Here is a 22,444-nt window from a genome sequence, read left to right as displayed (position 1 = left end):
CGCAGTCAGTGTGCCCCCGTAGGATGGGCACATGGCCAAGACCAGTACATCGACCCAGGGGCTGCGAGCGGCGATCGAGCGCAGCGGCTACTACCCGGCCCTCGTGGCCGAGGCGGTGGAGGCCGCGATCGGCGGCGAGGCCATCCGGTCGTACCTGGTCCACCAGGAGACGACGTTCGACGCGAACGAGGTGCGCCGGCACGTGACCGTGCTCGTCCTCACGGGCAACCGTTTCATCGTCAGCCACACCGACGAGCAGGCCGAGGACACGACGTCCCCGACGCCGTACGCCACCACGTCCACGGAGTCCGTGAAGCTGGGCCGGATCTCGTCCGTCGTCGTCAGCAGGGTCGTCGCCAACCCGGAGTCGTACACGCCGGGCACCCTGCCCCGCGAGGTCGTCCTGACCATCGGCTGGGGAGCCGTCTCCCGCATCGACCTGGAGCCGGCCGCCTGCGGCGACCCCAACTGCGAGGCGGACCACGGCTACACGGGCAACTCGACGGCCGACGACCTGAGCCTGCGCGTCAGCGAGGCCGGTGACGGCCCGGAGACGGTCCGCCAGGCCCTCGTCTTCGCGCAGGCCCTCTCGGAAGCGACCGCGGACGTCACGCGCTGATGTCCCACCCGACCACCTGGGACCACCCGGAGCCGCTGGCCGTCTCCTCCGCCCCCGTCCCGCACTACGGTACGGGCTCGCTCGCCGACCTGCTGCCCACCCTGGCCGCCGGGATGGACGTACCGGACATGGCCCGGGCGATCCCGGAGCTGGCACCCGCCGACCGCAACTGCGTGTTCCTGATCGACGGGCTGGGCTGGGAGCAGCTCCGGGACCACCCGGACGAGGCCCCTTTCATGAGCTCGCTCATGAGCAGCTCGCGCGGTGGCACGGGCCGGCCGATCACCACCGGCTACCCGGCGACGACCGCGACCTCCCTCGCCTCCGTCGGCACCGGGCTGCCTCCCGGCGCACACGGTCTGCCCGGTTACACCGTGCGGAATCCGGCCACCGGCGAGCTGATGAACCAGCTGCGCTGGCAGCCGTGGACGGACCCGCGCGCGTGGCAGCCGTATCCCACGGTCTTCCAACTGGCCGACCGGGCGGGTGTGCACACCGCCCAGGTCTCCTCGCCGACCTTCGAGAACACCCCGCTGACGAAGATCGCACTCAGTGGCGGAACGTTCCGGGGGAAGCTCACCGGCGAGGACCGCATGGACCTCGCGGCCGAGCAACTGGCCGCCGGGGACCGCTCGTTGGTCTACACGTACTACGCGGAGGTGGACGGCAAGGGACACCGCTTCGGGGTCGACTCGGACGCCTGGCGCGGTCAGCTCATGTACGTCGACCGGCTCGTCCAGCGGCTGGCGGAACAACTCCCGCCACGCGCCGCTCTCTATGTCACCGCCGACCACGGCATGATCGACATCCCGTTCGACGAGCAGCACCGCATCGACTTCGACGAGGACTGGGAACTGCGCGCCGGGGTCGCCCTGTTGGGCGGCGAGGGCCGGGCACGGCATGTGTACGCGGTGCCGGGCGCCGAGGCCGACGTACTGACCTGCTGGCGCGAGGTGCTCGGCGAGCAGTTCTGGGTGGCCTCGCGGGAAGAGGCGATCGCGGCGGGCTGGTTCGGACCGACGGTCGACGAACGCGTGTACGCGCGGATAGGTGACGTGGTCGCGGCGGCCCGGGACGACGTCCTGATCGTCGCCTCGGAGCGGGAGCCGAGGGAGTCGGCGATGGTCGGCAACCACGGTTCGATGACCCCTGCGGAACAACTGGTCCCGCTCCTGCAAGTACGCTCCTGAGGCCCGTCCCGCCCCGACAGTCCCGTATCTCGCCGAAAGGTGCTCAACCTGCCATGCCCGAGCTGGTGTTCTTCTCCGGAACGATGGACTGCGGGAAGTCGACGCTGGCACTCCAGATCGGGCACAACCGGTCGGCCCGGGGTCTGCAGGGCGTGATCTTCACCCGCGACGACCGGGCGGGGGAGGGCAAGCTCTCCTCCCGGCTCGGTCTGGTGACGGAGGCCGTCGAGGCGGCCGTGGGCATGGATCTGCACGCCTACCTGGTGGACCAGATGTCCAGGGGCGGCAAGGTCGACTACGTGATCGTGGACGAGGCGCAGTTCCTCGCGCCGGACCAGATCGACCAGTTGGCGCGGGTCGTGGACGACCTGGGGCTGGACGTCTTCGCGTTCGGCATCACCACCGACTTCCGTACGAAGCTCTTCCCGGGCTCCCAGCGGCTGATCGAGCTGGCCGACCGGATAGAGACCCTTCAGGTGGAGGCGATGTGCTGGTGCGGGGCGCGGGCCACGCACAACGCCCGCACGGTCGGGGGCGTGATGGTCGTGGAGGGCGAGCAGGTCGTCGTCGGCGATGTGAACCGCCCGGCCGCGGACATCGGCTACGAGGTGCTGTGCCGACGCCATCACCGGCGCCGTATGACGAGCGCCTCCGCGCACGCCTCCGTCATCTCTCCGGACGTCCTGCCGGTCAATTCGGCTTGATCGTGCTTGCCGGGCGCTCTTTCCGGCCGTTCTGGATACGATGAAGGTCACAATAACGTATCGGGCATTTCGCGCTTCAACCTTCACCTGAAGCACACAAGTTGGCTAAGTTGACCTCCGAACAACTTCCCGAACCTGCTGTCCGTACCTGACGGTTGGCCGGGAGGACGCACCACGGAAGGAGCTCGTCCCGCATGGCGCCGGAACGAACCCGAGATGATGGGCCGAGCCGTGAGGAGGTCCAGCAGCGGATCAACAGCCTCTACGACCAGGCCGAAAGCTTCACCGGGACCTTCAACGCCACCCGCGCGATGAGGCTCGGGATACGCAAGCGCGTCAAGGCGGTGCCCGACACCGCGCGCAGGCGCTCCGATCCCGCACTCGACGAGGTCGCCCGTCCCTGGTTCGACGTGGGCCGTGCCCAACTCGGCCCGACCGTACCGGCGGTGCTGCCGCCGGACAGGAGACCGGCGCGCGCGCCGGAGGCCCGTCCCGCGCGACCCGCCGCTCCTCCCGCCGAGCCGGCCGCCCGTCCCCTGCCGGAGTTGACCGCCGCACTGCCCGCCGGGCCGACGGCCACACCGCAGCCCGGGCCCATGGCCGCACTGCCGCCCGCACCGGTCGCCGCGCTGTCCGCCGCACCCACGACCGTCCTGCCCGCTGTGCCCGCACCCCGGCAGGAGGTCCAGGGGGGCCTGAACACGCCTTCGGCCGAGCCCAGTTGGTTCCCGACGCCTCCCCAGGGCACTTCCCCGTTCCCGGCGACCGGCGCGCTGCCCGCCGAGGACACCTGGCGCCTCCCCGACTCCGTGGACCAGGTTCGCCCACAGCCCGCCGAGGAATGGCAGCTGCCCCAGTCGGTCGGCCGGAGCGCGGACCCGTCCCTCGACGCGGGGACGCCCCTCTACGCGGGCACCCTGCGGGACGGCGACTACGCCCTCGTCACCGAACTCCCCCTCGTCACCGAACCGTTCCCGGTCGCCGACCCGTTCCCCGTCACGGAGACGGCCTACGGCACGCAGACCCAGACCCAGACACCGCCCCACGGCACTCAGACGTCGTACGCCGCGGAGACGGCGTACGGAACGCACACACCGCCCCACGGGACGCAGACGTCCTACGGCACGGGCACGCACTACTTCGGCGCCGACGCGTTCGCGCCCGGGGGCGGGGCCGGCGCGAGCATCGGCAACGGCATCGCGTTCGTCGTGGACTCCGGTGCGAAGGCCGCCAAGGCGGTCGCCTTCGCCCGTGCGCAGATCGGCAGGCCGTGTGTCTGGGGCGCGGCCGGACCGGGTTCGTACGACAACTCCGGTCTCATCCAGGCCGCCTGGAAGGCCGCAGGCGTTTCGCTCCCGCGTGCCGTGCACGAGCAGGCGAGCGCCGGCATGGCGATCAACGTCGCCGACATCCTGCCCGGTGACCTGGTGTTCTTCCACGGCGACGCGGGCCATGTCGGCCATGTGGGCATCTTCGTCGGCGACGGAATGATGATGCACGCGCCGAGTCCGGGAGCGCGGGTGCGCGAGGACTCGATCTTCGCCGCCGGCGAGGCCGCCATCCACAGCGTCCTGCGGCCCGCGTAAGACCCTCAGGGGGCCCGTCAGTGGGCCCCCTGGATCAGCGAGAACAGCGCACCTTCCGGGTCCGTCACCGTCGCCACACGGCCGTGCTCGCTCTCGTGCGGTGGTTTGACGACATGGCCGCCCAGGTCCACCAGGCGGGCGGCGGCCGTGTCCGTGTCGGCGACCTCGAAGTACGTCATCCAGTGCGGACCCCGGCCGCGGGGCAGGAAGTTGCCCACGCCGTGGACACCGGCGACGGGACGCCCCTCGACGTTCAGCGTGACGTAGTCGAAGTCCGCCGAGATCACGGGCTCTTCCTCGTAGCCGAAGAGGGTTGTGTAGAACTTGGTGACGCTCGACGAGTCGCGGGTCACCAACTCGTTCCAGGCGGGCGTGCCGGGGACTCCGGTGATGCCCGTGCCCAGGTGGGCGGCGGTCTGCCAGATGCCGAACACCGCCCCCATCGGGTCGGAGGCGATCGCCAGCCGGCCCGCGTCGGCCGCGTCCAGGGGGCCCACCCCCACAGTGCCGCCCGAGTGCCGGATCATCCCCGCGGTGAGGTCCACGTCGTCCGAGGCGAGGTAGGGCGTCCAGGCGACCGGAAGGTGGCGGTCCGGCGGCAGCTGGCCGATGCCGGCCACCTCATGGCCGTCCAGCAGGGCCCGTACGTACCAGCCGAGCTGCTGGGGCCCCAGCTCGAACTCCCAGCCGAACAACTCCCCGTAAAAGTCCTGGGTCGCTGTCACCTCGTGCACCATCAGACTCACCCAGCAGGGTGTACCGGGCGCGTGCCGGGCATGTGTTTCGCTGCTCCGGCCGGCCGACTCCCGTGCCTCGGTCATCGTCACTCTCTCCTCGACCCCTCGCGGTGGCCGTGTCACTTCCGCTGTCCGCCCCGTCGGCGGATCTGCCGCACGCCGCTCGTGGGGCGTGCTCCGTTGCGTACGTCGGTCGTGCCGTGCCGCGGTGTCGTGTGCACGGACGCTCCGTGCCGATGCTCGCATTTCCGGGCGATCGCCGCGGACTGTCCATCGGTCGTACAGCACGTGCCCGATCCCGTACGCCACGTGATCGGACCGTCCGGCGGGAGAGTAGCCCGAGCGGGCCGTCGCGGCCACCCCGTACGCAAGGATGGAGCCATGAACGCCATCATCTCCGCATCCGAACTAGTGAACGAGTTGGCCGGTTCTCGACCGCCGGTTCTGCTCGACGTCCGCTGGCAGCTCAGCATGCCCGCCGCGGGCGGCGCGGCGCCCTTCGACGGGCGCGCCGAGTACGCGGCCGGGCACCTCCCCGGCGCGGTGTTCGTCGACCTGGACCGGGAACTCGCCTCGGCGCCGGGAGCGGCCGGCCGGCATCCGCTGCCCGACCCCGAGGTGTTCGGCGCCGCCATGAGCCGGGCGGGCGTCTCGGCCGGCGTCCCGGTCGTCGTGTACGACGGCGGACAGGGCTGGGCGGCGGCCCGCGCCTGGTGGTTGCTGCGCTGGACGGGTCACCCGGACGTGCGGGTCCTCGACGGCGGGTTGCCGTCCTGGGAGGGGGCGCTCGACACGGACGTCCCCGCGCCCGCCGAGGGCGACTTCACGCCGGTGCCGGGCGCTGTGGAGCTGCTGGACGCGGACGGGGCCGCCGCGCTCGCCCGCTCCGGGCTGCTGCTCGACGCGCGCGCGGGGGAGCGTTACCGGGGCGAGGTCGAGCCCATCGACCGGGTCGGCGGACACATCCCGGGCGCGGTCTCGGCGCCCACGAACGAGAACGTGGGGGCGGACGGACGCTTCCTGCCCGCGGACGAACTGGCGGCCCGTTTCAAGACCCTGGGCGCGGCGGACACCACCGCGGTGGGCGTGTACTGCGGTTCGGGCGTCTCGGGCGCCCACGAGGTCCTGGCCCTGGCGGTGGCGGGCATTCCGGCCGCCCTGTACGTCGGTTCGTGGTCGGAATGGTCGGGGGACCCGGCACGGCCGGTGGCCGTCGGCCCGGATCCGCAGTAGCTCGGCGCCTCCGCGCCCCCTGACGGGGGCGCGGGGAACTGCGCGACCAGCCCCCACCGGCCCGCAGCCAACGAGCTGCCTGACCGGCGGAGCTACTCCTTGTTCTTCCGGCGCGTGCCGAACACGATCTCGTCCCAGCTCGGTACCGCCGCTCTACGGCCGGGCCGGACACCGTCCGCCTCGGCCTGGCGGTCGGTGGCACCGACCAGCCGGTCGCGGTGGGCGCCGACCGAACGGGGCATGAGCACGTCCGCGTACGCGGAACCGGCCGAGGCCGCGGGAGCCGGAGGCTCCTCCACCTCGGTCTCGGTTGCCGGGTCCTCCGGGTCTTCCGTGGAGGAGACGCGTTCCGGCACGACCATGTCGCCGCGGAAACTCGGGACCGCTTCCAGAAGGCTCGTCAGCGAGTCACGTTCGCTCGCGCTCACGCCTTCCTCGGACAGCTCTGCCGACGGCGCGGGCGGGACCGGACGGTCCAGCGGGCGGTCGCGCGGCAACCGGGCGATACGCGGTACGAACGGGAAACTGGGCTCGGGCGCCGCGAGGTCGTCCGACTCGCCGATCAGCGAGCGGGCCTCATCGTCGACAGCCTGTACGAGCCGCCGGGGCGGGTCGTACGTCCAGCTCGCCGAGTGGGGCTCGCCGGCCACCAGGTAGACCAGCAGGACTTCCCAGGTGCCGTCGTCGCGGCGCCAGGAGTCCCACTGGACGGTGTCCTTCTCGGCGCCACGGATCAACAGCCGCTCCTGCACGGCTTCGCCGAGCTGAGGACCGGCGTTCTCACCGGGCCGACGGACCGGAGTCTTCCGGGCTCGCTCGGCCATGAAGGCTCGCTCGGCCAGCACGGGGCCCTCGAAGCGGCGTACGCGGTCGACCGGAATCCCGGCGAGCTGCGCCACTTCTTCCGCGGACGCGCCGGCACGTATGCGTGCCTGGATGTCGCGGGGGCGGAGATGACTCTCCACCTCGATCTCGATCTGGCCGAGGCGGGGACGGTCGCCGCGAACGGCGGCGCGCAGACGCTCATCGATCGGAAGCGTGTACTCCGTGCTGTCCGCAGCCTTCAGCACCAGCCGTGTGCCGTCGTTAGAGACGGCCACGACACGCAGTTCGGGCATGGGGACCTCCCGGGTGGTGCCTGCCGACGTCACGTGCGTCGCTGCTTCCGCTAGTCGAGTGTGGCCTGCCCGGGTGCAGCCTGCCACAACCTTGCCGAGTTGCCCGGCGTGTCGGGCAGGGGCCCGAGATCGCCGTTATGCCACGGTTATCTATTCGCAACGCTAAGTGACAAACTCCGTCACCCTGTGCAACGAGCCCCCTCTTGACGGTCCTGGAAGGCCCCGGACGCCCAGGCGGGAGACCGGACCCAGGGCTCGCAACAGTACTCCATTTGGGCCACGTGCGTGGATTGGCGCGCCACCCAATTCCTGCCGGGGAGTGCGAGTTGGCCGATCTCCCGCCGGTTCCGTGACCTCGGACGCAGCGCGGTTCGCGTAAACATCGGAAACGGAACCAATTGCTTCGCTAGGCGCCGAGAACCCGCCGCAAGTAGTCATTTTGGAACAGGCGTTGAGGGTCGAGCCGGTCCCGCAGTGCGGTGAACTCCCCGAAGCGGGGGTAGACACCGGCGAAGTACTCCGCGTCCCGTGTGTGCACCTTGCCCCAGTGCGGGCGTCCCTCGTGCGCCGTGAAGATGCGCTCGGCGGCGGTGAAGTACGCCTGGTAGGGCGTCCCGCGGAACATGTGGACCGCGACATAGGCGCTGTCGCGGCCGGAGGCCGTGGAGAGCGCGATGTCGTCCGCGGGGGCCGTACGCACCTCCACGGGGAAGCTGATGCGCATGTCCGACCGGTCCACCATCGCCTTGAGTTCGCGCAGCGTCTCCACCAGAGCCTCGCGCGGAACGGCGTACTCCATCTCCACGAAGCGCACCCGGCGCGGCGATGTGTAGACCTTGTACGGGATGTCGGTATAGGTCCGCGCGGACAGGGCCTTGCTGGAGATCTGGGCGATCGTCGGGATCGTGGCGGGTACCGTGCGGCCGACCAACTGGGCCACCTGGAAGACGCCGTTGGAGAGGAACTCGTCCTCGATCCAGCCGCTGACCGGGCTGACCGGCTTCTCCGGCCCCGCGCTGCGGTTGTTGCGCTTGGTGTTGGTGTTGCCGGTGTGCGGGAACCAGTAGAACTCGAAGTGCTCGTTCTCCGCCCAGAGTTCGTCGAAGGTGCTGGTGACCTTGTCGAAGCTCATCGGCTCCTCGCGGGCGGTGAGCAGGAAGAGGGGCTCCACGGCGAATGTGATCGCGGTGATGATCCCCAGGGCGCCGATGCCCACCCGGGCCGCCGCGAAGACCTCCGGGTTCTCCTTCTCGGAGCAGACGAGCACCGAACCGTCCGCCGTCACCAGCTCGAGCGCCCTGATCTGGGCGGCGATCGAACCCGATTCGCGGCCGGTGCCGTGCGTGCCCGTGCTGGTGGCCCCCGAGACCGTCTGCTCCATGATGTCGCCCATGTTCGTGAGCGACAGGCCCTCGAGCGCGAGAGCCTTGTTGAGTCTCTTGAGTGGGGTCCCCGCCTCGACCGTGACCGTCATGTTGTCGCGGTCAATATTGCGGATGCCGGTCAACAGTTGAGGGCGGATCAACACCCCGTCGGTGGCCGCGGCCGCGGTGAAGGAGTGCCCCGTTCCGACGGCCTTCACCCGGAGACCCTCGGCGGCTGCCGCCCGCACGGCAGCGGACAGTTCCTCCACGGAAGCCGGCGTGACCTCCCGGACGGGCCGGGCGACGACGTTGCCCGCCCAGTTACGCCACGTGCCGCTCTTGCCGCTCACTGTGCTGCCCAACGGTGCCTCCCCGACGCGGAGCCGGTCTCTTCAGCCGGCGGTACCCGAGGAAACCGACCGCGACCGCGACGGCCCCGGACGCCACCGGAACCCCGTACCCGGCGCTCGCACCGGCGGCGTCGATCACCCAGCCGGACACGGAGGAGCCGAGCGCGACACCGACCGCGAGCCCGGTGCTCACCCAGGTCATGCCTTCGGTCAGTTGCGCGCGTGGTACGTGCTGTTCGATGAGGGACATCGTCGTGATCATCGTGGGAGCGATGGACAGACCCGCAACGAACAGCGCCACGGCCAGAAACGGCAAGTTTCCGACCAGTAGGAACGGGATCATACTCACGGCCATCGCACATATGCCCAGTAGCCATCGGCGTTCCGGGGCTCCCGACAGGTGCAGCAGCCCGAACACGGCTCCCGCGACGCAGGAGCCCGCCGCGTAGAGGGCCAGCACGACGCTCGCGGCGCCCTTGTGGCCCTGTTCCTCGGCGAAGGCGACGGTGACCACGTCGACGGCTCCGAAGATCGCTCCGGTCGCCGCGAAGGTGGCCACCAGGACCTGGAGACCGGGGGAGCGCAGCGCCGAACCGCTCCGCTCCCGCGCGCGTGGATGCGGCTTCGGCTCGGTCCCGTGCTGGGACGTCAGCCAGAAGACGCCGACCGCGAGGAAACAGGCGGCGAGCAGCGGACCCGCCTCCGGGAACCACACCGTGGACAGTCCGATCGAGATGATCGGCCCGAAGATGAAGCAGACCTCGTCCAGCACGGACTCGAAGGAGTACGCGGTGTGCAGTCGCGGAGTGTCCCGGTAGAGGGCCGCCCAGCGGGCCCGGGTCATCGCACCGACGCTCGGGACGCAGCCGATGCCGGCGCTGCACACGAACAGCACCCAGTCCGGCCACGCGAAGTGCGCGGCGAGCAGCAGCCCCGCCGAGGCCAGCAGCGCACAGAGCGTCGCGGGACGCAGCACGCGGCGCTGCCCGTACTGGTCGACCAGACGCGATATCTGCGGGCCCGCCAACGCGGCGGCGAGAGCGATGGTCGCGGCCAAGGCGCCCGCGAGCCCGTAGCGGCCGGTGAGCTGGGAGATCATCGTGACCACGCCGATGCCCATCATCGACATCGGCATCCGGCCGAGGAGCCCCGCGGCGGTGAAGCCCTTGGAGCCGGGGGCGGCGAACAGGGCGCGGTAGGGGCTGGGCACTGCGGTCTCCGGTCGATCCGGTAGGAAGTGTCTGACGCGCGAGTAAGGCGTGCGGTAGGCCGATACAGCTTACTGACCAGGTGAACCCGACGCATCCGCGGGGGCAGGCCGGGATCCCGGCTGTCGGAGGGGGGTGGCAGGATCGGAACCATGCCAGATGCGCTCGACGCCACCCCCTACGACGCCCTGCTCCTGCTCTCCTTCGGCGGCCCCGAGGGCCCGGACGACGTGGTTCCGTTCCTCGAGAACGTGACCCGTGGGCGGGGCATCCCCAAGGAACGCCTCAAGGAAGTCGGACAGCACTACTTCCTGTTCGGCGGGGTCAGCCCGATCAACGATCAGAACCGCGCCCTCCTGGACGCCCTGCGCAAGGACTTCGCGGATCACGGTCTCGACCTGCCGGTCTACTGGGGCAACCGCAACTGGGCCCCGTACCTGACCGACACGCTGCGCGAGATGGTCCAGGGCGGCAGACGCCGCATCCTCGTCCTCGCCACCAGCGCGTACGCCTCGTACTCGGGCTGCCGCCAGTACCGCGAGAACCTCGCGGACTCCCTGGCCGTTCTGGAGGGCGAGGGCCTCGACCTGCCCGAGGTCGACAAGCTGCGGCACTACTTCAACCACCCCGGCTTCCTGGAGCCCATGATCGAGGGCGTGCTCACCTCCCTCGCCGAGCTCCCCGAGGACGTCAGGGCCGGGGCGTACCTCGCCTTCTCGACCCACTCCATCCCGACCGCGTCCGCCGACACATCAGGGCCGGTCGAGGACCACGGCGACGGCGGGGCGTACGTGAAGCAGCACCTGGACACCGCGCGGCTGATCGCGGACGCCGTGCGCGAGCGGACCGGTGTCGACCATCCCTGGCGGCTCGTCTACCAGTCGCGTTCCGGAGCCCCGCACATCCCGTGGCTGGAGCCCGACATCTGCGACCACCTCGAGGAGCTGCACGGCGCCGCCGTCCCGGCGGTGGTGATCGCGCCGATCGGGTTCGTGTCGGACCACATGGAGGTCCTGTACGACCTCGACACGGAGGCCAAGGCGAAGGCGGCCGAGCTGGGCCTGCCCATGCGCCGCTCCGCGACCGTGGGAGCCGACCCGCGCTTCGCCGCGGCGATCCGCGAACTCGTCCTGGAGCGTGCCGCCAGCGAGAGCGGGCAGGAGATCACACCGTGCGCCCTGGGCGCGCTCGGCGCGACCCGGGACCTCTGCCCCGTGGGCTGCTGCCCGTCCCGTGCCCCCAGGCCCGCCGCCGCGGGCGCCGACAGCCCGTACGCGTGAGGACCCCTGTGAGCGACCCCCTGCTGCCCGAACTCCTCCGGCTCGCCCAGGAGGCGGCCCGCCGGGCCGGTGAGCTGCTGCGGGACGGCCGGCCGGCCGATCTCGCGGTCGCCGCCACCAAGTCCAGCCCCATCGACGTCGTCACCGAGATGGACATCGCGGCGGAGAAGCTGATCACCGACGTGATCTCCAGCCACCGCCCTGACGACGGTTTCCTCGGCGAGGAGGGTGCGTCGAGCGAGGGCAGCAGTGGTATCCGCTGGGTCGTCGACCCGCTCGACGGCACGGTCAACTACCTTTACGGGCTGCCTACTTGGTCCGTCTCCATCGCGGCCGAGCGGGACGGCGAGCGGATCGTCGGCGTGGTCGCGGCGCCGATGCGCGGCGAGACGTACCACGCGGTGCTCGGCGGGGGAGCGTGGGCCGGCGGCGCCTGGGAGGGCGAACGCCGGCTCGCCGTCCGCCCGGCGCCGCCCCTGGACCAGGCCCTGGTGTCGACGGGCTTCAACTACGTCGCCGAGGTCAAGGCCCACCAGGCCGAGGTGGCCCGGCAACTGATCCCGCTGCTGCGCGACATCCGACGAGGCGGCTCGGCGGCGGTCGACCTGTGCGATGTGGCGGCGGGCCGCCTGGACGGCTACTACGAGCGGGGCCTCAACGCGTGGGACGTCGCCGCGGGCGACCTGATCGCGCGTGAAGCGGGTGCGCTGACCGGTGGACGCCCCGGAGAGCGCCCCTCACGCGACCTGACGGTCGCTGGCACCCCGGGCGTCTTCGAACCCCTCCAAACCCTCCTGGAGGACTTCGGCGCCTGGCACGACTGAGTGAACCAAAAAAGGGGGAAGCCCCGGCACTGGATCGATGCCGGGGTCCCCTTTTCTCATTTCTGCGGGCTGATCAGACGCTTGCCGCGCCGACCTCCACACCGTGTTCGGCGGCGAGGCGGCGCAGGTCGTCGAGCTCGGCCTGTTCCACCTCGACGAGGAAGTCGTCGCCGTCGTCTCGAGCCCGCGTCAGGTCGGTCTCGGTCGCCCTTATGCGCTGCAGAAGTCCTGCGGTGAATGCGTCCATGCTGCGCCCCCTCGTCCTGGGTCGTGGGTCGATGGCACGGGGGTGTGCCGTTCGGAAGGGGCGATCACGTCTCCAACTGGGTGCCCAGCGCTGCCCTGCTGGGCGGCGACGGTGCCGGACACCCACGCCCGCTCTGCGGAAGCGGATCGGCGTACCACTAGGTGTCGTGGCACACGCAGAGCGTGATCGCGGGGTGTAAGACCGTCCTCCCCCCGCTCCGTTCGGGGGAAACCTCAACCCGCCGAGAATTCTTCCCGCCTCCGTCGCCGGGGCCTCTTACAACCGGTTTACGGGCGAAAGCGGCAGGATGGTGGCCTGACCACACGAACAGTTTCCGCCAACGTGCCGTCCCGGCTCGCGGGCGAACCCGAGGAAGGACCAACGACGTGCGCGTACTCGTCGTCGAGGACGAGCAACTGCTCGCCGATGCGGTGGCCACCGGACTGCGCCGGGAGGCCATGGCCGTCGACGTCGTGTACGACGGTTCGGCGGCCCTGGAGCGCATCGGCGTCAACGACTACGACGTGGTCGTCCTCGACCGGGACCTCCCGCTCGTGCACGGCGACGACGTCTGCCGCAAGATCGTCGAACTCGGCATGCCCACGCGCGTGCTGATGCTCACCGCCTCCGGAGACGTCAGCGACCGGGTCGAGGGGCTGGAGATCGGCGCCGACGACTACCTCCCCAAGCCCTTCGCCTTCAGTGAGCTGACGGCACGCGTGCGTGCCCTCGGCCGCCGTACGAGCCTGCCCCTGCCGCCCGTCCTGGAGCGTGCCGGGATCAAGCTCGACCCGAACCGCCGCGAGGTCTTCCGCGACGGCAAGGAAGTCCAGCTGGCGCCCAAGGAGTTCGCCGTCCTGGAGGTGCTGCTGCGCAGCGAGGGCGCGGTCGTCTCCGCCGAGCAGCTCCTCGAGAAGGCCTGGGACGAGAACACCGACCCCTTCACCAATGTCGTACGGGTGACCGTGATGACCCTGCGCCGCAAGCTGGGCGAGCCTCCTGTGATCGTCACCGTGCCCGGTTCCGGCTACCGGATCTGATGTCGATGGCCACGACACCCGCTCCCCCGAAGGCGCCTCCGAAGCCCACCTGGGATCCGAGGAAGCCGCAGCAGCTGCCGCTGCCCTGGCTGCGCCCGACCATTCGCATACGGCTCACGCTGCTCTACGGCGGCATGTTCCTGATCGCCGGCATCCTGCTGCTGTCGATCATCTATCTGCTGGCCGCCCAGGCCATCCGCGGGGGCAGCAACCAGTCCTTCCAGATCTCCGGCAGCGGCATCAGCATCACCAGTGACACGTGCCCGGTGCTCAACGCCGCGAACAACGACGACCAGCGCAACGCCGCGCTCAAGGCCTGCAACGACGCCCTGCGGCAGCACGCCCTGGACGATCTGCTCAGCCGCTCGCTGCTCACGCTCCTGGGCCTCGCCGTGATCGCCTTCGCCTTCGGTTACGCCATGGCCGGCCGGGTCCTGACGCCGCTCGGCCGGATCACCCGAACCGCCCGTGCGGTGGCCGGATCGGACCTGTCGCGCCGTATCGACCTGGACGGCCCGGACGACGAGCTGAAGGAGCTGGCGGACACCCTCGACGACATGCTGGAGCGCCTCCAGCGGGCGTTCACCGCCCAACAGAGGTTCGTCGGCAACGCCTCGCACGAGCTGAGAACACCCCTCGCGATCAACCGCACGCTTCTCGAAGTGCACCTGTCCGATCCGGGGGCGCCGGCGGAGCTCCAGCAGCTCGGCAAGACACTGCTGGCCACCAACGAGCGCAGTGAGCAGCTCGTCGAGGGGCTGCTGCTGCTCGCCCGCAGCGACAACCAGATCATCGAGCGCAAACCGGTCGACCTCGCCGAGGTCGCCTCGCAGGCCCTCGACCAGACGCATGCCGAGGCCGAGGCCAAGGGGGTCGAGTTCCGCGGGAAGCGCGATCCCGCGGTCCTCCAGGGCAACGGCGTACTGCTGGAGCGGATCGCGCTGAACCTCGTCCAGAACGCGGTGCGGTACAACGTGCCGGAGGGCGGCTGGGTCGAGGTGAACACCGTGCTTCAACACGGGCAGGCGGTGCTGGTCGTCTCGAACACGGGTCCTGTGGTCCCGGCGTACGAGATCGACAACCTCTTCGAGCCCTTCAGACGGCTGCGTACGGAACGAACGGGCAGTGACAAGGGTGTGGGCCTCGGCCTGTCGATCGCGCGCTCTGTGGCGCGCGCTCACGGCGGTCACATTTCGGCCCAGCCGCGTGAGGGGGGTGGGCTTGTGATGCGAGTCGCCCTGCCGATCTGAGATCATGTCGCCGACACGCGAGGATGTTCGCTTTGCGCGGAATTTCCGGGGTACCCTCCCGGCGACTTCGTGTGCGATCGATCACAAGGGCGAATGTGGACCCATCCACTCTCCGTGATCATGCAGATCACCGTAAGCCCCGGTAAATCCGGGTTTTCGGGGGTCTTGATCACGGGAAGTACACGGTGGGGGCCTTTGAAGTGTGGCAATTGGACCGTGTACGGTCCCGATCGCCATCCACGCCGATCTCTCCTGAGGGGGTCGGTTGGGTGTCGATTGAGTAACAGACCTTGATGTGAGGCAAAATCTCCGCCTCAGGTCGGGCACAAGTCCGGCCTCTCACGCGTTACCTGCGCTGAGACACCGCAGACACCCAGAGGGGGAGAGCGCGACATGGCAACGGATTACGACACCCCACGCAAGACCGACGACGACGTCGACTCGGACAGTCTTGAAGAACTGAAGGCCAGGAGGAACGACAAGTCGACTTCCTCCGTGGACGTCGACGAGTTCGAGGCCGCCGAGGGCCTCGAGCTGCCCGGAGCGGACCTCTCGAACGAGGAGCTGGCCGTCCGGGTACTGCCCAAGCAGCAGGACGAGTTCACCTGCATGACCTGCTTCCTGGTGCACCACCGCAGCCAGCTGGCCCGCGAGAAGAACGGTCAGCCGATCTGCCGCGACTGCGACTGAGGCAGGGTCGGCCGTGACTGGCTCGACCCCTCCTTGGAAGCGCCGTTTGCCCTCGCGGGCAGCGGACCACGAGCGAGGCTCATCCGATCCCGGATCGGCCTCGCTCGAACCGGCCGCCGGGCCGGCCGATCACGGGGACGACCTCCCGGTGCCGGCCGTGCCTTCCGTCCCCGTCACGGGGCGACGGACGGCGGCGATCCGGCAGAAGGCCAGGGAAGGCGTCCGTAAGGGCGGCAGCCGGGCCAGGGCGGGCCTCGCCCACCTCACCGACCGGGTCATCGAGATCGCCCCGCGTATCCCCGTACGCGACCTCGCCACCCTCCGCCGGCAGTTCCCGGGCCTCGGGCCCGAGCAGCTCGCGGACAAACTGGTCGCGGGGGCCGCGAGCGCCACGGCGACCGTCGGGGCGGGCATCGGGGCCGCGGCGATGCTGCCGGTGCCACCGGCCATGCCGACCGAGCTGGCCGCCGAGATCACCGGGGTGGCCGCGATCGAGCTGAAGCTGATCGCCGAACTGCACGAGGTCTACGGCGCACGGCCACCTGGCAACCTGAAGCAGCGCAGTACCGCGTATCTGAACTCGTGGTCGGGTGAGCGCGGGATCGACGTGACGAAGCCGTCGACGATCAACTCGGCCCTCGGGGGCCAGATGAAGCGCGAACTGCGCCAGCAGATCATGAAGCGGATGGTCCGGGACCTGCCCAACCTGATGCCGTTCATGGTGGGCGCCGCGGTCGGCGCGGTCATGAACCGGCGCGACACCAGAAAACTCGCGGACCGCATCCGCAAGGACCTGCGCACGTTCCAGATCCCCTGGGACCAGCTCCCGGAGCTGCCCGCGCTCAAGCCGCCCGCCGACGCGCTGGACATCGGCAACGAACCGAAGGAACTCGGGAAGTAGGCGCCCCGCCCCACGGGCGCGGGCGACTGTGAGGTGGCCATGCGGCGGCGGGCAAGTCTTTGCCCGCCGCAGAAGAAGAATTTGCCGAGGTGCCCGAGCCGCAGCCCGGGACCGCTCAGCCCGCGTCGCGCGAGGCAGCCGCCCGCGCCGACTCCAGCGCCGCCACCAGCTGTTCGGGCTCCCGCGTCGACAGATACAGGTACGGGGTCGGGTCCTCGGGGTCCGTGACCTGGACGCGCAGCGCCGTGGGGATGTAGGCGCGCAGCAGCATGAAGGCACGGGTGTCCGCCTTGTACGTCCGCCAGGCGCGCGCCTCCTCCGGGCCCAGGATCTCCGCCTCGCCCAGGGCCGCCACGGGGATCTTCGCCTCGCCCGCGATCAACGCGTCGCCCACGACCCGGATCCGGATCGAGCCGTACGAACTCGCCGCCACCGCGGCCACCGCCGTGCCGCCCACCAGGCCGCCGAGCAGGGGCAGTGTGCCGAACGGAAGCAGGATCAGGGCGAAGGAGACGCCGACCAGGAACGAGATCAGCCACCAGGAACGGGGGGCCGTGAGGCGTTCTTCGTACGGGGAGGCGGAAAGCTGCATGAGCCAAGCTTGGCACGGTGTCGGTCGACGGCCGACTCGCGGGTAAGGTCTGCGGCTGTGAGTGGTCCTTCCGCAGCTCTGCAGCCTCCCGCCGACGCCGTGGCGCCCGTGCGGCACCCGGACGCGCCCGCGCCCGGCGAGCTCCTCGGTGCCCACTACGAACAGTGTTTCGGATGTGGCGGTGAGCAGGCGCACGGCCTGCATCTCGCCGCGCGGGCCGGGGACGGGGTCACGGTCACCGCCGAGTTCACCGTCCGGGCCGCCCACCAGGGCGCTCCCGGCCTCGCCCACGGCGGCGTGCTCGCCAGCGCGCTCGACGAGACCCTCGGCTCGCTGAACTGGCTGCTGCGCACCATCGCGGTGACCGGGCGGCTGGAGACCGAGTTCGTCCGGCCCGTGCCCCTCGGCACGCTGCTGCATCTGGAGGCCGAGGTCACGGCGGTGGCCCGGCGGAAGATCTACTCGACCGCCGTCGGTCGCATCGGCGGCCCCGACGGGCCCGTCGCGGTGCGTGCCGACGCCCTCTTCATCGAGGTCAAGGTCGACCACTTCATCGACAACGGCCGCCCGGAGGAGATCCAGGCGGCCATGAGCGACCCGGACCAGGTCCGGCGCGCCCGCGCATTCGAGGTGAACCCGTGAGCACCGCACCCATGGGCCGAGAGCCGCTGGACGTCCTCATCCGCCGCGTCGATCCGGACGTACCGCTTCCGGCGTATGCGCAGCCGGGCGACGCCGGGGCCGATCTGCGGACCACGCAGGGGTGCGAACTGGCGCCCGGCGAACGGACTGTTCTGCCCACGGGCGTGTCTGTCGCGCTCCCGGAGGGGTACGCGGCCTTCGTACACCCCCGGTCCGGGCTCGCCGCCCGCTGCGGTGTCGCTCTGGTGAATGCCCCGGGGACGGTTGATGCCGGGTACCGTGGGGAGATCAAGGTGATCGTGGTGAATCTCGACCCGCACGAACCCGTGCGATTCGAGCGCTTCGACAGGATTGCCCAACTGGTCGTCCAGCAGGTCGAGAAGGTCCGCTTCCGGGAGGTCGCGGAACTTCCCGGCTCGGCGCGGGCCGAGGGGGGCTTCGGGTCCACCGGCGGTCACGCCGCGGTGGGCGGTGCGAGCGGTCACAGCGGTCAGGCCGCAGTGGGCGGCACAACGGGTGGGAATCGATACGCTTCGGTCGTATCCGACCGGGAAGGACAGTGACGTGTTCGGACGTCGCAAGAAGAAGGGTGCCGCCGAGGACGCGGCCGGCGAGGCCGAGCAGGTCGTCGACAGCGTCGACACTGAGGCGGACGAAGCAGCGGGTTCGCGTACGCGCGTCCGGCTGGAGCCGGAACCGCGTCCCGACGGGCCCTGGGACGACACCGAGGTGCGCGAGCCCGGCGAGGGCCGGGTGGACCTGGGCGGACTGTTCGTGCCCGGGGTCGACGGCATGGAGCTGCGGGTCGAGGTCGCGGGTGACGCGATCGTCGCGGCCACCGTGGTGCTACGCGACAGCGCCGTGCAGCTCCAGGCCTTCGCCGCGCCCAAGCGCGAGGGCATCTGGGGCGAGGTGCGCGAGGAGATCGCCGGCGGCATCACCCAGCAGGGTGGCATCGTCGACGAGGTCGAGGGGCCGCTGGGCTGGGAGCTGCGGGCGCAGGTGCCGGTGCAGCTGCCGGACGGCACGGGCGGCTTCCAGGTCGTACGGTTCGTCGGTGTGGACGGTCCCCGGTGGTTCCTGCGGGGTGTCATCTCCGGGCAGGGTGCCGTGCAGCCGCAGGCCGCGGGTCTGCTGGAGCAGATCTTCCGGGACACGGTCGTCGTCCGTGGCGAGGGGCCGATGGCGCCGCGCGACCCGATCGTCCTGAAGCTGCCGAACGACGCGCAGATGGTGCCCGAGGGTGTCCAGCAGGAGGAAGCGGGTTCCCGTTTCTCCGGTGGCATGGGGCAGCTGCAGCGCGGACCGGAGATCACCGAGGTTCGCTAGGTCGGTTGTCTGGCGCGGGCCCGGTGGGGGCTGGTCGCGCAGTTCCCCGCGCCCCTAGCGGGCGCTGGCGCGCCGCATCGAGTTCCAGGACGTGGGCTGTACTCCTCGCTGGGGAGTGCAGCCCATTTTCCGTTCGCCCGGGCGTCAGGGTTGCGTCAAAGAGCCGGTCCGGCCTGCCGCTCGTCCCTTTTGTCGACATTGTTGGACGTAGGGTCGACGCTGCGTGAGCAGTGGACACGGGAAGACAATGAGGCCATGGGTCGCGGCAAGCTTCGGATATACCTCGGTGCGGCACCGGGCGTCGGCAAGACGTACGCGATGCTGTCCGAGGCGCACCGCCGTGTGGAGCGGGGCACGGACTGTGTGGTCGCGTTCGTGGAGCACCACAGCAGGCCGCGTACGGAAGTGATGCTGCACGGGCTCGAGGAGATCCCGCGCCAGGAGCTGCCCTACCGCGGAGCCGTCTTCACCGAGATGGACGTGGACGCCGTGCTCGCCCGCCGGCCGCAGATCGCCCTGGTGGACGAACTGCCGCACACCAACATCCCCGGCTCGCGCAACACCAAGCGCTGGCAGGACGTGGAGGAGCTGCTGGCGGCGGGTATTGACGTGATATCGACGGTCAACATTCAACATCTTGAGTCGTTGGGTGATGTGGTTGAGTCGATCACTGGTGTACGTCAACAGGAGACCGTCCCCGACGAAGTGGTCCGGCGCGCGGATCAGATCGAGCTCGTCGACATGTCCCCGCAGGCGCTGCGGCGGCGGATGGCCCACGGCAACATCTACAAGTCGGACAAGGTCGACGCGGCTCTCGCCAACTACTTCCGGCCGGGAAATCTGACCGCCCTGCGGGAGCTGGCGCTGCTGTGGGTGGCGGACCGGGTCGACGAGTACCTGACCGAGTACCGCAGCGAGCACCAGGTCTTCAGGATCTGGGGCTCGCGCGAGCGGATCGTCGTCGGGCTGACCGGCGGACCCGAGGGCCGTACGTTGATCCGGCGGGCCGCGCGGCTCGCGGAGAAGGGCGCGGGCGGCGAGGTCATGGCTGTCTACGTCGCCCGCAGCGACGGGCTGACGAATGCCTCGCCGAAGGAGCTGGCCGTCCAGCGCACGCTGGTCGAGGACCTCGGAGGAACGTTTCACCATGTGGTGGGGGACGACGTCCCGGCGGCCCTCCTGGACTTCGCGCGGGGCGTGAACGCCACGCAGATCGTGCTGGGCGTCTCCCGGCGCAAGACCTGGCAGTACGTCTTCGGACCCGGGGTCGGCGCGACCGTGGCCCGCGACTCGGGGCCCGACCTCGACGTCCACCTGATCACCCACGACGAGGCCGGCAAAGGGCGAGGGCTGCCCGTGGCCCGGGGAGCGCGGCTCGGGCGGGCGCGGATCATCTCGGGCTGGCTGGTCGGCGTGGCCGGCCCGCTGTTCCTCGCGCTGATGCTGAACAGGGTCGACCTCGGCCTCGCCAACGACATGCTGCTGTTCCTGGCGCTCACGGTGGCGGCGGCCCTGCTCGGCGGCCTCTACCCGGCCCTCGCCTCGGCGGCCTTCGGCTCGCTGCTGCTGAACTACTACTACACGCCGCCGTACCACCGGCTGACCATCGCCAACCCGAAGAACATCGTCGCCCTGGTGATCTTCTTCGGCGTCGCCGTGTCGGTGGCGTCCGTGGTGGATCTGGCGGCCCGGCGTACACACCAGGCGGCCCGGCTGCGGGCCGAGTCGGAGATCCTCTCCTTTCTCGCGGGGAGCGTTCTGCGCGGTGAGACCAGCCTGGAGGCCCTCCTGGACCGGGTTCGGGAGACCTTCGGCATGGAGTCGGTGGCGCTGCTGGAGCGGGCGAGCGACGTCGATCCCTGGACCTGCGCGGGCAGCGTCGGCACCCGGCAGGCCGTGCAGCGGCCGGAGGACGCCGATGTGGACATGCCGGTCGGCGACCACATGGCCCTCGCGCTCTCCGGCCGGGTACTGCCCGCCGCCGACCGGCGTGTGCTGGCCGCGTTCGCCGCCCAGGCGGCCGTGGTCCTTGACCGCCGGCGCCTCCAGTCCCAGGCCGACCAGGCCCGTGCCCTCGCCGAGGGCAACCGCATCCGCACGGCGCTGCTCGCCGCCGTCAGCCATGACCTGCGTACACCGCTGGCCGGGATCAAGGCGGCCGTCTCGTCGCTGCGGTCGGACGACGTGGCGTGGTCCGAGGAGGACCAGGCCGAACTGCTGGCCGGCATCGAGGACGGCGCCGACCGGCTCGATCACCTCGTGGGCAACCTGCTGGACATGTCCCGGCTCCAGACCGGCACCGTCACCCCGCTGATCAGGGAGATCGACCTCGACGAGGTGGTGCCGATGGCGCTGGGGGGCGTACCCGAGGACCGTGTCGAGCTGGACATCCCGGAGACCCTGCCGATGGTCGCCGTCGACCCGGGGCTGCTGGAGCGGTCGGTGGCCAACCTGGTCGAGAACGCCGTCAAGTACAGCCCCGACGGGCGGACGGTTCTGGTGGCCGCCAGCGCCATCGCCGAGCGGGTGGAGGTGCGGGTGGTGGACCGTGGGCCGGGCGTGCCGGACGAGGCGAAGGACCGCATTTTCGAGCCGTTCCAGCGGTACGGTGACGCTCCGCGCGGGGCCGGGGTGGGGCTGGGGCTCGCGGTCGCCCGGGGGTTCGCCGAGGCGATGGGCGGCACCCTGCGGGCCGAGGACACGCCTGGGGGCGGGCTGAGCATGGTGCTCACGGTGCGTGCGGCCCAGGCGGCGGCCGGGGCGGCGGGAACAGAGGTGTCGGCGGAGTCGGCGGTGCCGGCGGTTTTGGCTGAGTCGGAGAGGCAGGTGTCATGACCCGGGTGCTGGTGGTCGAGGACGAGCCGCAGATCGTGCGCGCCCTCGTGATCAACCTCAGGGCGCGCAAGTACGAGGTCGACGCGGCCCCCGACGGCGCCACCGCCCTCGAACTCGCCGCCGCCCGGCACCCCGATGTGGTCGTGCTCGACCTCGGACTGCCCGACATGGACGGCGTCGAGGTGATCAAGGGACTCCGGGGATGGACCCGGGTGCCCATCCTGGTGCTGTCCGCCCGGCACTCGTCCGACGAGAAGGTCGAGGCGCTCGACGCGGGCGCCGACGACTACGTCACCAAGCCCTTCGGCATGGACGAACTGCTGGCCCGGCTGCGCGCGGCCGTCCGCCGGGCCGAGCCCGTGGGGAGCGGTGAGGACGACGTCCTGGTGGAGACCGACGAGTTCACCGTCGACCTGGCCGCGAAGAAGGTCCACCGCGGCGGGCGTGACGTACGGCTGACTCCCACCGAGTGGCATCTGCTCGAGGTCCTCGTGCGCAACACGGGACGGCTGGTCAGCCAGAAACAGCTGCTCCAGGAGGTCTGGGGGCCGTCGTACGGCACGGAGACCAACTATCTACGCGTGTACATGGCGCAGCTGCGGCGCAAACTGGAGGCGGACCCCTCGCATCCGAAGCACTTCATCACCGAACCCGGGATGGGGTATCGGTTCGAGAGGTAGCGGGTACGTCGGTGTCGGTGGGCGC

22 protein-coding genes are annotated in these 22,444 nt (G+C 70.6%); 16 read left to right on the top strand and 6 right to left on the bottom strand.

Going from position 1 to position 22,444, the window contains the following annotated elements:
• Window positions 1–31: 31 nt before the first annotated feature.
• The 4 genes from ABZ855_RS22235 to ABZ855_RS22220 all read left to right on the top strand — a co-directional run bounded on the left by ABZ855_RS22235 (window position 32) and on the right by ABZ855_RS22220 (window position 4,099).
• Complete coding sequence (locus ABZ855_RS22235; protein WP_360809312.1) at window positions 32–619, top strand: DUF5998 family protein; 588 nt, start codon at window positions 32–34, stop codon at window positions 617–619.
• Window positions 619–1,809 carry a nucleotide pyrophosphatase/phosphodiesterase family protein gene (locus ABZ855_RS22230; protein ID WP_360809310.1) on the top strand — a complete coding sequence of 397 codons (1,191 nt, stop codon included), beginning with the start codon at window positions 619–621 and terminating at the stop codon, window positions 1,807–1,809. The genes ABZ855_RS22235 and ABZ855_RS22230 overlap by 1 nt, the downstream gene beginning before the upstream one ends.
• Window positions 1,810–1,862: 53 nt before the next feature.
• On the top strand, window positions 1,863–2,513 hold the full coding sequence (locus ABZ855_RS22225; RefSeq protein ID WP_319199901.1) for a thymidine kinase: 651 nt from the start codon (window positions 1,863–1,865) through the stop codon (window positions 2,511–2,513).
• A 194-nt stretch (window positions 2,514–2,707) separates the two neighbouring features.
• Complete coding sequence (locus ABZ855_RS22220) at window positions 2,708–4,099, top strand: C40 family peptidase (RefSeq protein ID WP_360809307.1); 1,392 nt, start codon at window positions 2,708–2,710, stop codon at window positions 4,097–4,099.
• 17 nt (window positions 4,100–4,116) lie between these two features.
• On the opposite strand, the gene ABZ855_RS22215 is transcribed toward ABZ855_RS22220, so the two are convergent.
• Entirely contained in the window at window positions 4,117–4,920 is an 804-nt protein-coding gene (locus tag ABZ855_RS22215; protein WP_360809305.1) for a VOC family protein, read from the bottom strand.
• Between the two features lie 297 nt (window positions 4,921–5,217).
• On the opposite strand from ABZ855_RS22215, the gene ABZ855_RS22210 reads away from it, so the two are divergent.
• Window positions 5,218–6,069: a sulfurtransferase gene (locus ABZ855_RS22210; protein ID WP_360809303.1), complete on the top strand. Its 852-nt coding sequence runs from the start codon at window positions 5,218–5,220 to the stop codon at window positions 6,067–6,069.
• Between the two features lie 92 nt (window positions 6,070–6,161).
• Here the strand turns inward: ABZ855_RS22210 and sepH are convergent, their stop codons facing one another.
• From sepH to ABZ855_RS22195, 3 genes are all read right to left on the bottom strand, one after another.
• Window positions 6,162–7,187, bottom strand: a complete 1,026-nt coding sequence (gene sepH, locus ABZ855_RS22205) for a septation protein SepH (protein ID WP_360809301.1) — start codon at window positions 7,185–7,187, stop codon at window positions 6,162–6,164.
• A gap of 406 nt (window positions 7,188–7,593) precedes the next feature.
• Window positions 7,594–8,913, bottom strand: coding sequence for a D-arabinono-1,4-lactone oxidase (locus tag ABZ855_RS22200; protein ID WP_360809299.1), 1,320 nt, complete (start codon window positions 8,911–8,913; stop codon window positions 7,594–7,596).
• Window positions 8,873–10,111 (bottom strand): MFS transporter, encoded by a 1,239-nt coding sequence (locus ABZ855_RS22195; protein WP_360809297.1) that lies wholly within the window; start codon window positions 10,109–10,111, stop codon window positions 8,873–8,875. Before ABZ855_RS22195 ends, ABZ855_RS22200 begins: the two co-directional genes overlap by 41 nt.
• Before the next feature lie 150 nt (window positions 10,112–10,261).
• Here ABZ855_RS22195 and ABZ855_RS22190 point away from each other — a divergent pair, with 150 nt between their 5' ends.
• Together ABZ855_RS22190 and ABZ855_RS22185 are read left to right on the top strand one after the other, a co-directional pair.
• A complete protein-coding gene (locus tag ABZ855_RS22190) occupies window positions 10,262–11,389 on the top strand; it encodes a ferrochelatase (RefSeq protein WP_360809295.1) in 1,128 nt (375 codons plus the stop codon).
• 8 nt (window positions 11,390–11,397) lie between these two features.
• Window positions 11,398–12,213, top strand: coding sequence for an inositol monophosphatase family protein (locus tag ABZ855_RS22185; RefSeq protein ID WP_360809293.1), 816 nt, complete (start codon window positions 11,398–11,400; stop codon window positions 12,211–12,213).
• A 73-nt stretch (window positions 12,214–12,286) separates the two neighbouring features.
• Here the strand turns inward: ABZ855_RS22185 and ABZ855_RS22180 are convergent, their stop codons facing one another.
• Complete coding sequence (locus tag ABZ855_RS22180) at window positions 12,287–12,460, bottom strand: hypothetical protein (protein WP_199834879.1); 174 nt, start codon at window positions 12,458–12,460, stop codon at window positions 12,287–12,289.
• A gap of 386 nt (window positions 12,461–12,846) precedes the next feature.
• On the opposite strand from ABZ855_RS22180, the gene ABZ855_RS22175 reads away from it, so the two are divergent.
• The 4 genes from ABZ855_RS22175 (at window position 12,847) to ABZ855_RS22160 (ending at window position 16,341) form a co-directional block, all read left to right on the top strand.
• Complete coding sequence (locus tag ABZ855_RS22175) at window positions 12,847–13,500, top strand: response regulator transcription factor (RefSeq protein ID WP_360809292.1); 654 nt, start codon at window positions 12,847–12,849, stop codon at window positions 13,498–13,500.
• 5 nt (window positions 13,501–13,505) lie between these two features.
• Window positions 13,506–14,750 (top strand): HAMP domain-containing sensor histidine kinase, encoded by a 1,245-nt coding sequence (locus tag ABZ855_RS22170; protein ID WP_360809290.1) that lies wholly within the window; start codon window positions 13,506–13,508, stop codon window positions 14,748–14,750.
• Between the two features lie 393 nt (window positions 14,751–15,143).
• The gene (locus ABZ855_RS22165) at window positions 15,144–15,440 is read left to right on the top strand and encodes a DUF4193 domain-containing protein (protein WP_006380512.1); all 297 of its coding nucleotides are present in this window, start codon (window positions 15,144–15,146) and stop codon (window positions 15,438–15,440) included.
• A gap of 13 nt (window positions 15,441–15,453) precedes the next feature.
• Entirely contained in the window at window positions 15,454–16,341 is an 888-nt protein-coding gene (locus ABZ855_RS22160; RefSeq protein WP_360809287.1) for a hypothetical protein, read from the top strand.
• Between the two features lie 115 nt (window positions 16,342–16,456).
• On the opposite strand, the gene ABZ855_RS22155 is transcribed toward ABZ855_RS22160, so the two are convergent.
• Complete coding sequence (locus tag ABZ855_RS22155) at window positions 16,457–16,933, bottom strand: DUF3093 domain-containing protein (RefSeq protein WP_360809285.1); 477 nt, start codon at window positions 16,931–16,933, stop codon at window positions 16,457–16,459.
• 57 nt (window positions 16,934–16,990) lie between these two features.
• On the opposite strand from ABZ855_RS22155, the gene ABZ855_RS22150 reads away from it, so the two are divergent.
• The 5 genes from ABZ855_RS22150 (at window position 16,991) to ABZ855_RS22130 (ending at window position 22,419) form a co-directional block, all read left to right on the top strand.
• Window positions 16,991–17,575, top strand: coding sequence for a PaaI family thioesterase (locus ABZ855_RS22150; protein WP_360809282.1), 585 nt, complete (start codon window positions 16,991–16,993; stop codon window positions 17,573–17,575).
• A gap of 11 nt (window positions 17,576–17,586) precedes the next feature.
• Window positions 17,587–18,138 carry a dUTP diphosphatase gene (dut, locus tag ABZ855_RS22145; protein ID WP_360809465.1) on the top strand — a complete coding sequence of 184 codons (552 nt, stop codon included), beginning with the start codon at window positions 17,587–17,589 and terminating at the stop codon, window positions 18,136–18,138.
• A gap of 1 nt (window position 18,139) precedes the next feature.
• A complete protein-coding gene (locus ABZ855_RS22140) occupies window positions 18,140–18,904 on the top strand; it encodes a DUF3710 domain-containing protein (protein WP_360809281.1) in 765 nt (254 codons plus the stop codon).
• A gap of 255 nt (window positions 18,905–19,159) precedes the next feature.
• On the top strand, window positions 19,160–21,739 hold the full coding sequence (locus tag ABZ855_RS22135) for a sensor histidine kinase KdpD (RefSeq protein WP_360809279.1): 2,580 nt from the start codon (window positions 19,160–19,162) through the stop codon (window positions 21,737–21,739).
• Window positions 21,736–22,419, top strand: coding sequence for a response regulator (locus ABZ855_RS22130; RefSeq protein ID WP_360809277.1), 684 nt, complete (start codon window positions 21,736–21,738; stop codon window positions 22,417–22,419). The genes ABZ855_RS22135 and ABZ855_RS22130 overlap by 4 nt, the downstream gene beginning before the upstream one ends.
• Window positions 22,420–22,444: the final 25 nt, after the last annotated feature.

The organism is Streptomyces sp. NPDC047042 (genome assembly GCF_040644035.1).
Taxonomy (GTDB): Bacteria; Actinomycetota; Actinomycetes; order Streptomycetales; family Streptomycetaceae; genus Streptomyces.
Note: the sequence above shows the minus strand (reverse complement) of the source record. Positions and strands in the feature narration are given on the sequence as shown.

Bases quoted from the DNA above. Each gene is read 5' to 3' on its own strand.
- ABZ855_RS22235 (WP_360809312.1), top strand. From the start codon at position 32: ATGGCCAAGACCAGTACATCGACCCAGGGGCTGCGAGCGGCGATCGAG.
- ABZ855_RS22230 (WP_360809310.1), top strand. From the start codon at position 619: ATGTCCCACCCGACCACCTGGGACCACCCGGAGCCGCTGGCCGTCTCC.
- ABZ855_RS22225 (WP_319199901.1), top strand. From the start codon at position 1,863: ATGCCCGAGCTGGTGTTCTTCTCCGGAACGATGGACTGCGGGAAGTCG.
- ABZ855_RS22220 (WP_360809307.1), top strand. From the start codon at position 2,708: ATGGCGCCGGAACGAACCCGAGATGATGGGCCGAGCCGTGAGGAGGTC.
- ABZ855_RS22215 (WP_360809305.1), bottom strand. From the start codon at position 4,920: ATGACCGAGGCACGGGAGTCGGCCGGCCGGAGCAGCGAAACACATGCC.
- ABZ855_RS22210 (WP_360809303.1), top strand. From the start codon at position 5,218: ATGAACGCCATCATCTCCGCATCCGAACTAGTGAACGAGTTGGCCGGT.
- sepH (WP_360809301.1), bottom strand. From the start codon at position 7,187: ATGCCCGAACTGCGTGTCGTGGCCGTCTCTAACGACGGCACACGGCTG.
- ABZ855_RS22190 (WP_360809295.1), top strand. From the start codon at position 10,262: ATGCCAGATGCGCTCGACGCCACCCCCTACGACGCCCTGCTCCTGCTC.
- ABZ855_RS22180 (WP_199834879.1), bottom strand. From the start codon at position 12,460: ATGGACGCATTCACCGCAGGACTTCTGCAGCGCATAAGGGCGACCGAG.
- ABZ855_RS22170 (WP_360809290.1), top strand. From the start codon at position 13,506: ATGGCCACGACACCCGCTCCCCCGAAGGCGCCTCCGAAGCCCACCTGG.
- ABZ855_RS22165 (WP_006380512.1), top strand. From the start codon at position 15,144: ATGGCAACGGATTACGACACCCCACGCAAGACCGACGACGACGTCGAC.
- ABZ855_RS22155 (WP_360809285.1), bottom strand. From the start codon at position 16,933: ATGCAGCTTTCCGCCTCCCCGTACGAAGAACGCCTCACGGCCCCCCGT.
- dut (WP_360809465.1), top strand. From the start codon at position 17,587: ATGGGCCGAGAGCCGCTGGACGTCCTCATCCGCCGCGTCGATCCGGAC.
- ABZ855_RS22135 (WP_360809279.1), top strand. From the start codon at position 19,160: ATGGGTCGCGGCAAGCTTCGGATATACCTCGGTGCGGCACCGGGCGTC.
- ABZ855_RS22130 (WP_360809277.1), top strand. From the start codon at position 21,736: ATGACCCGGGTGCTGGTGGTCGAGGACGAGCCGCAGATCGTGCGCGCC.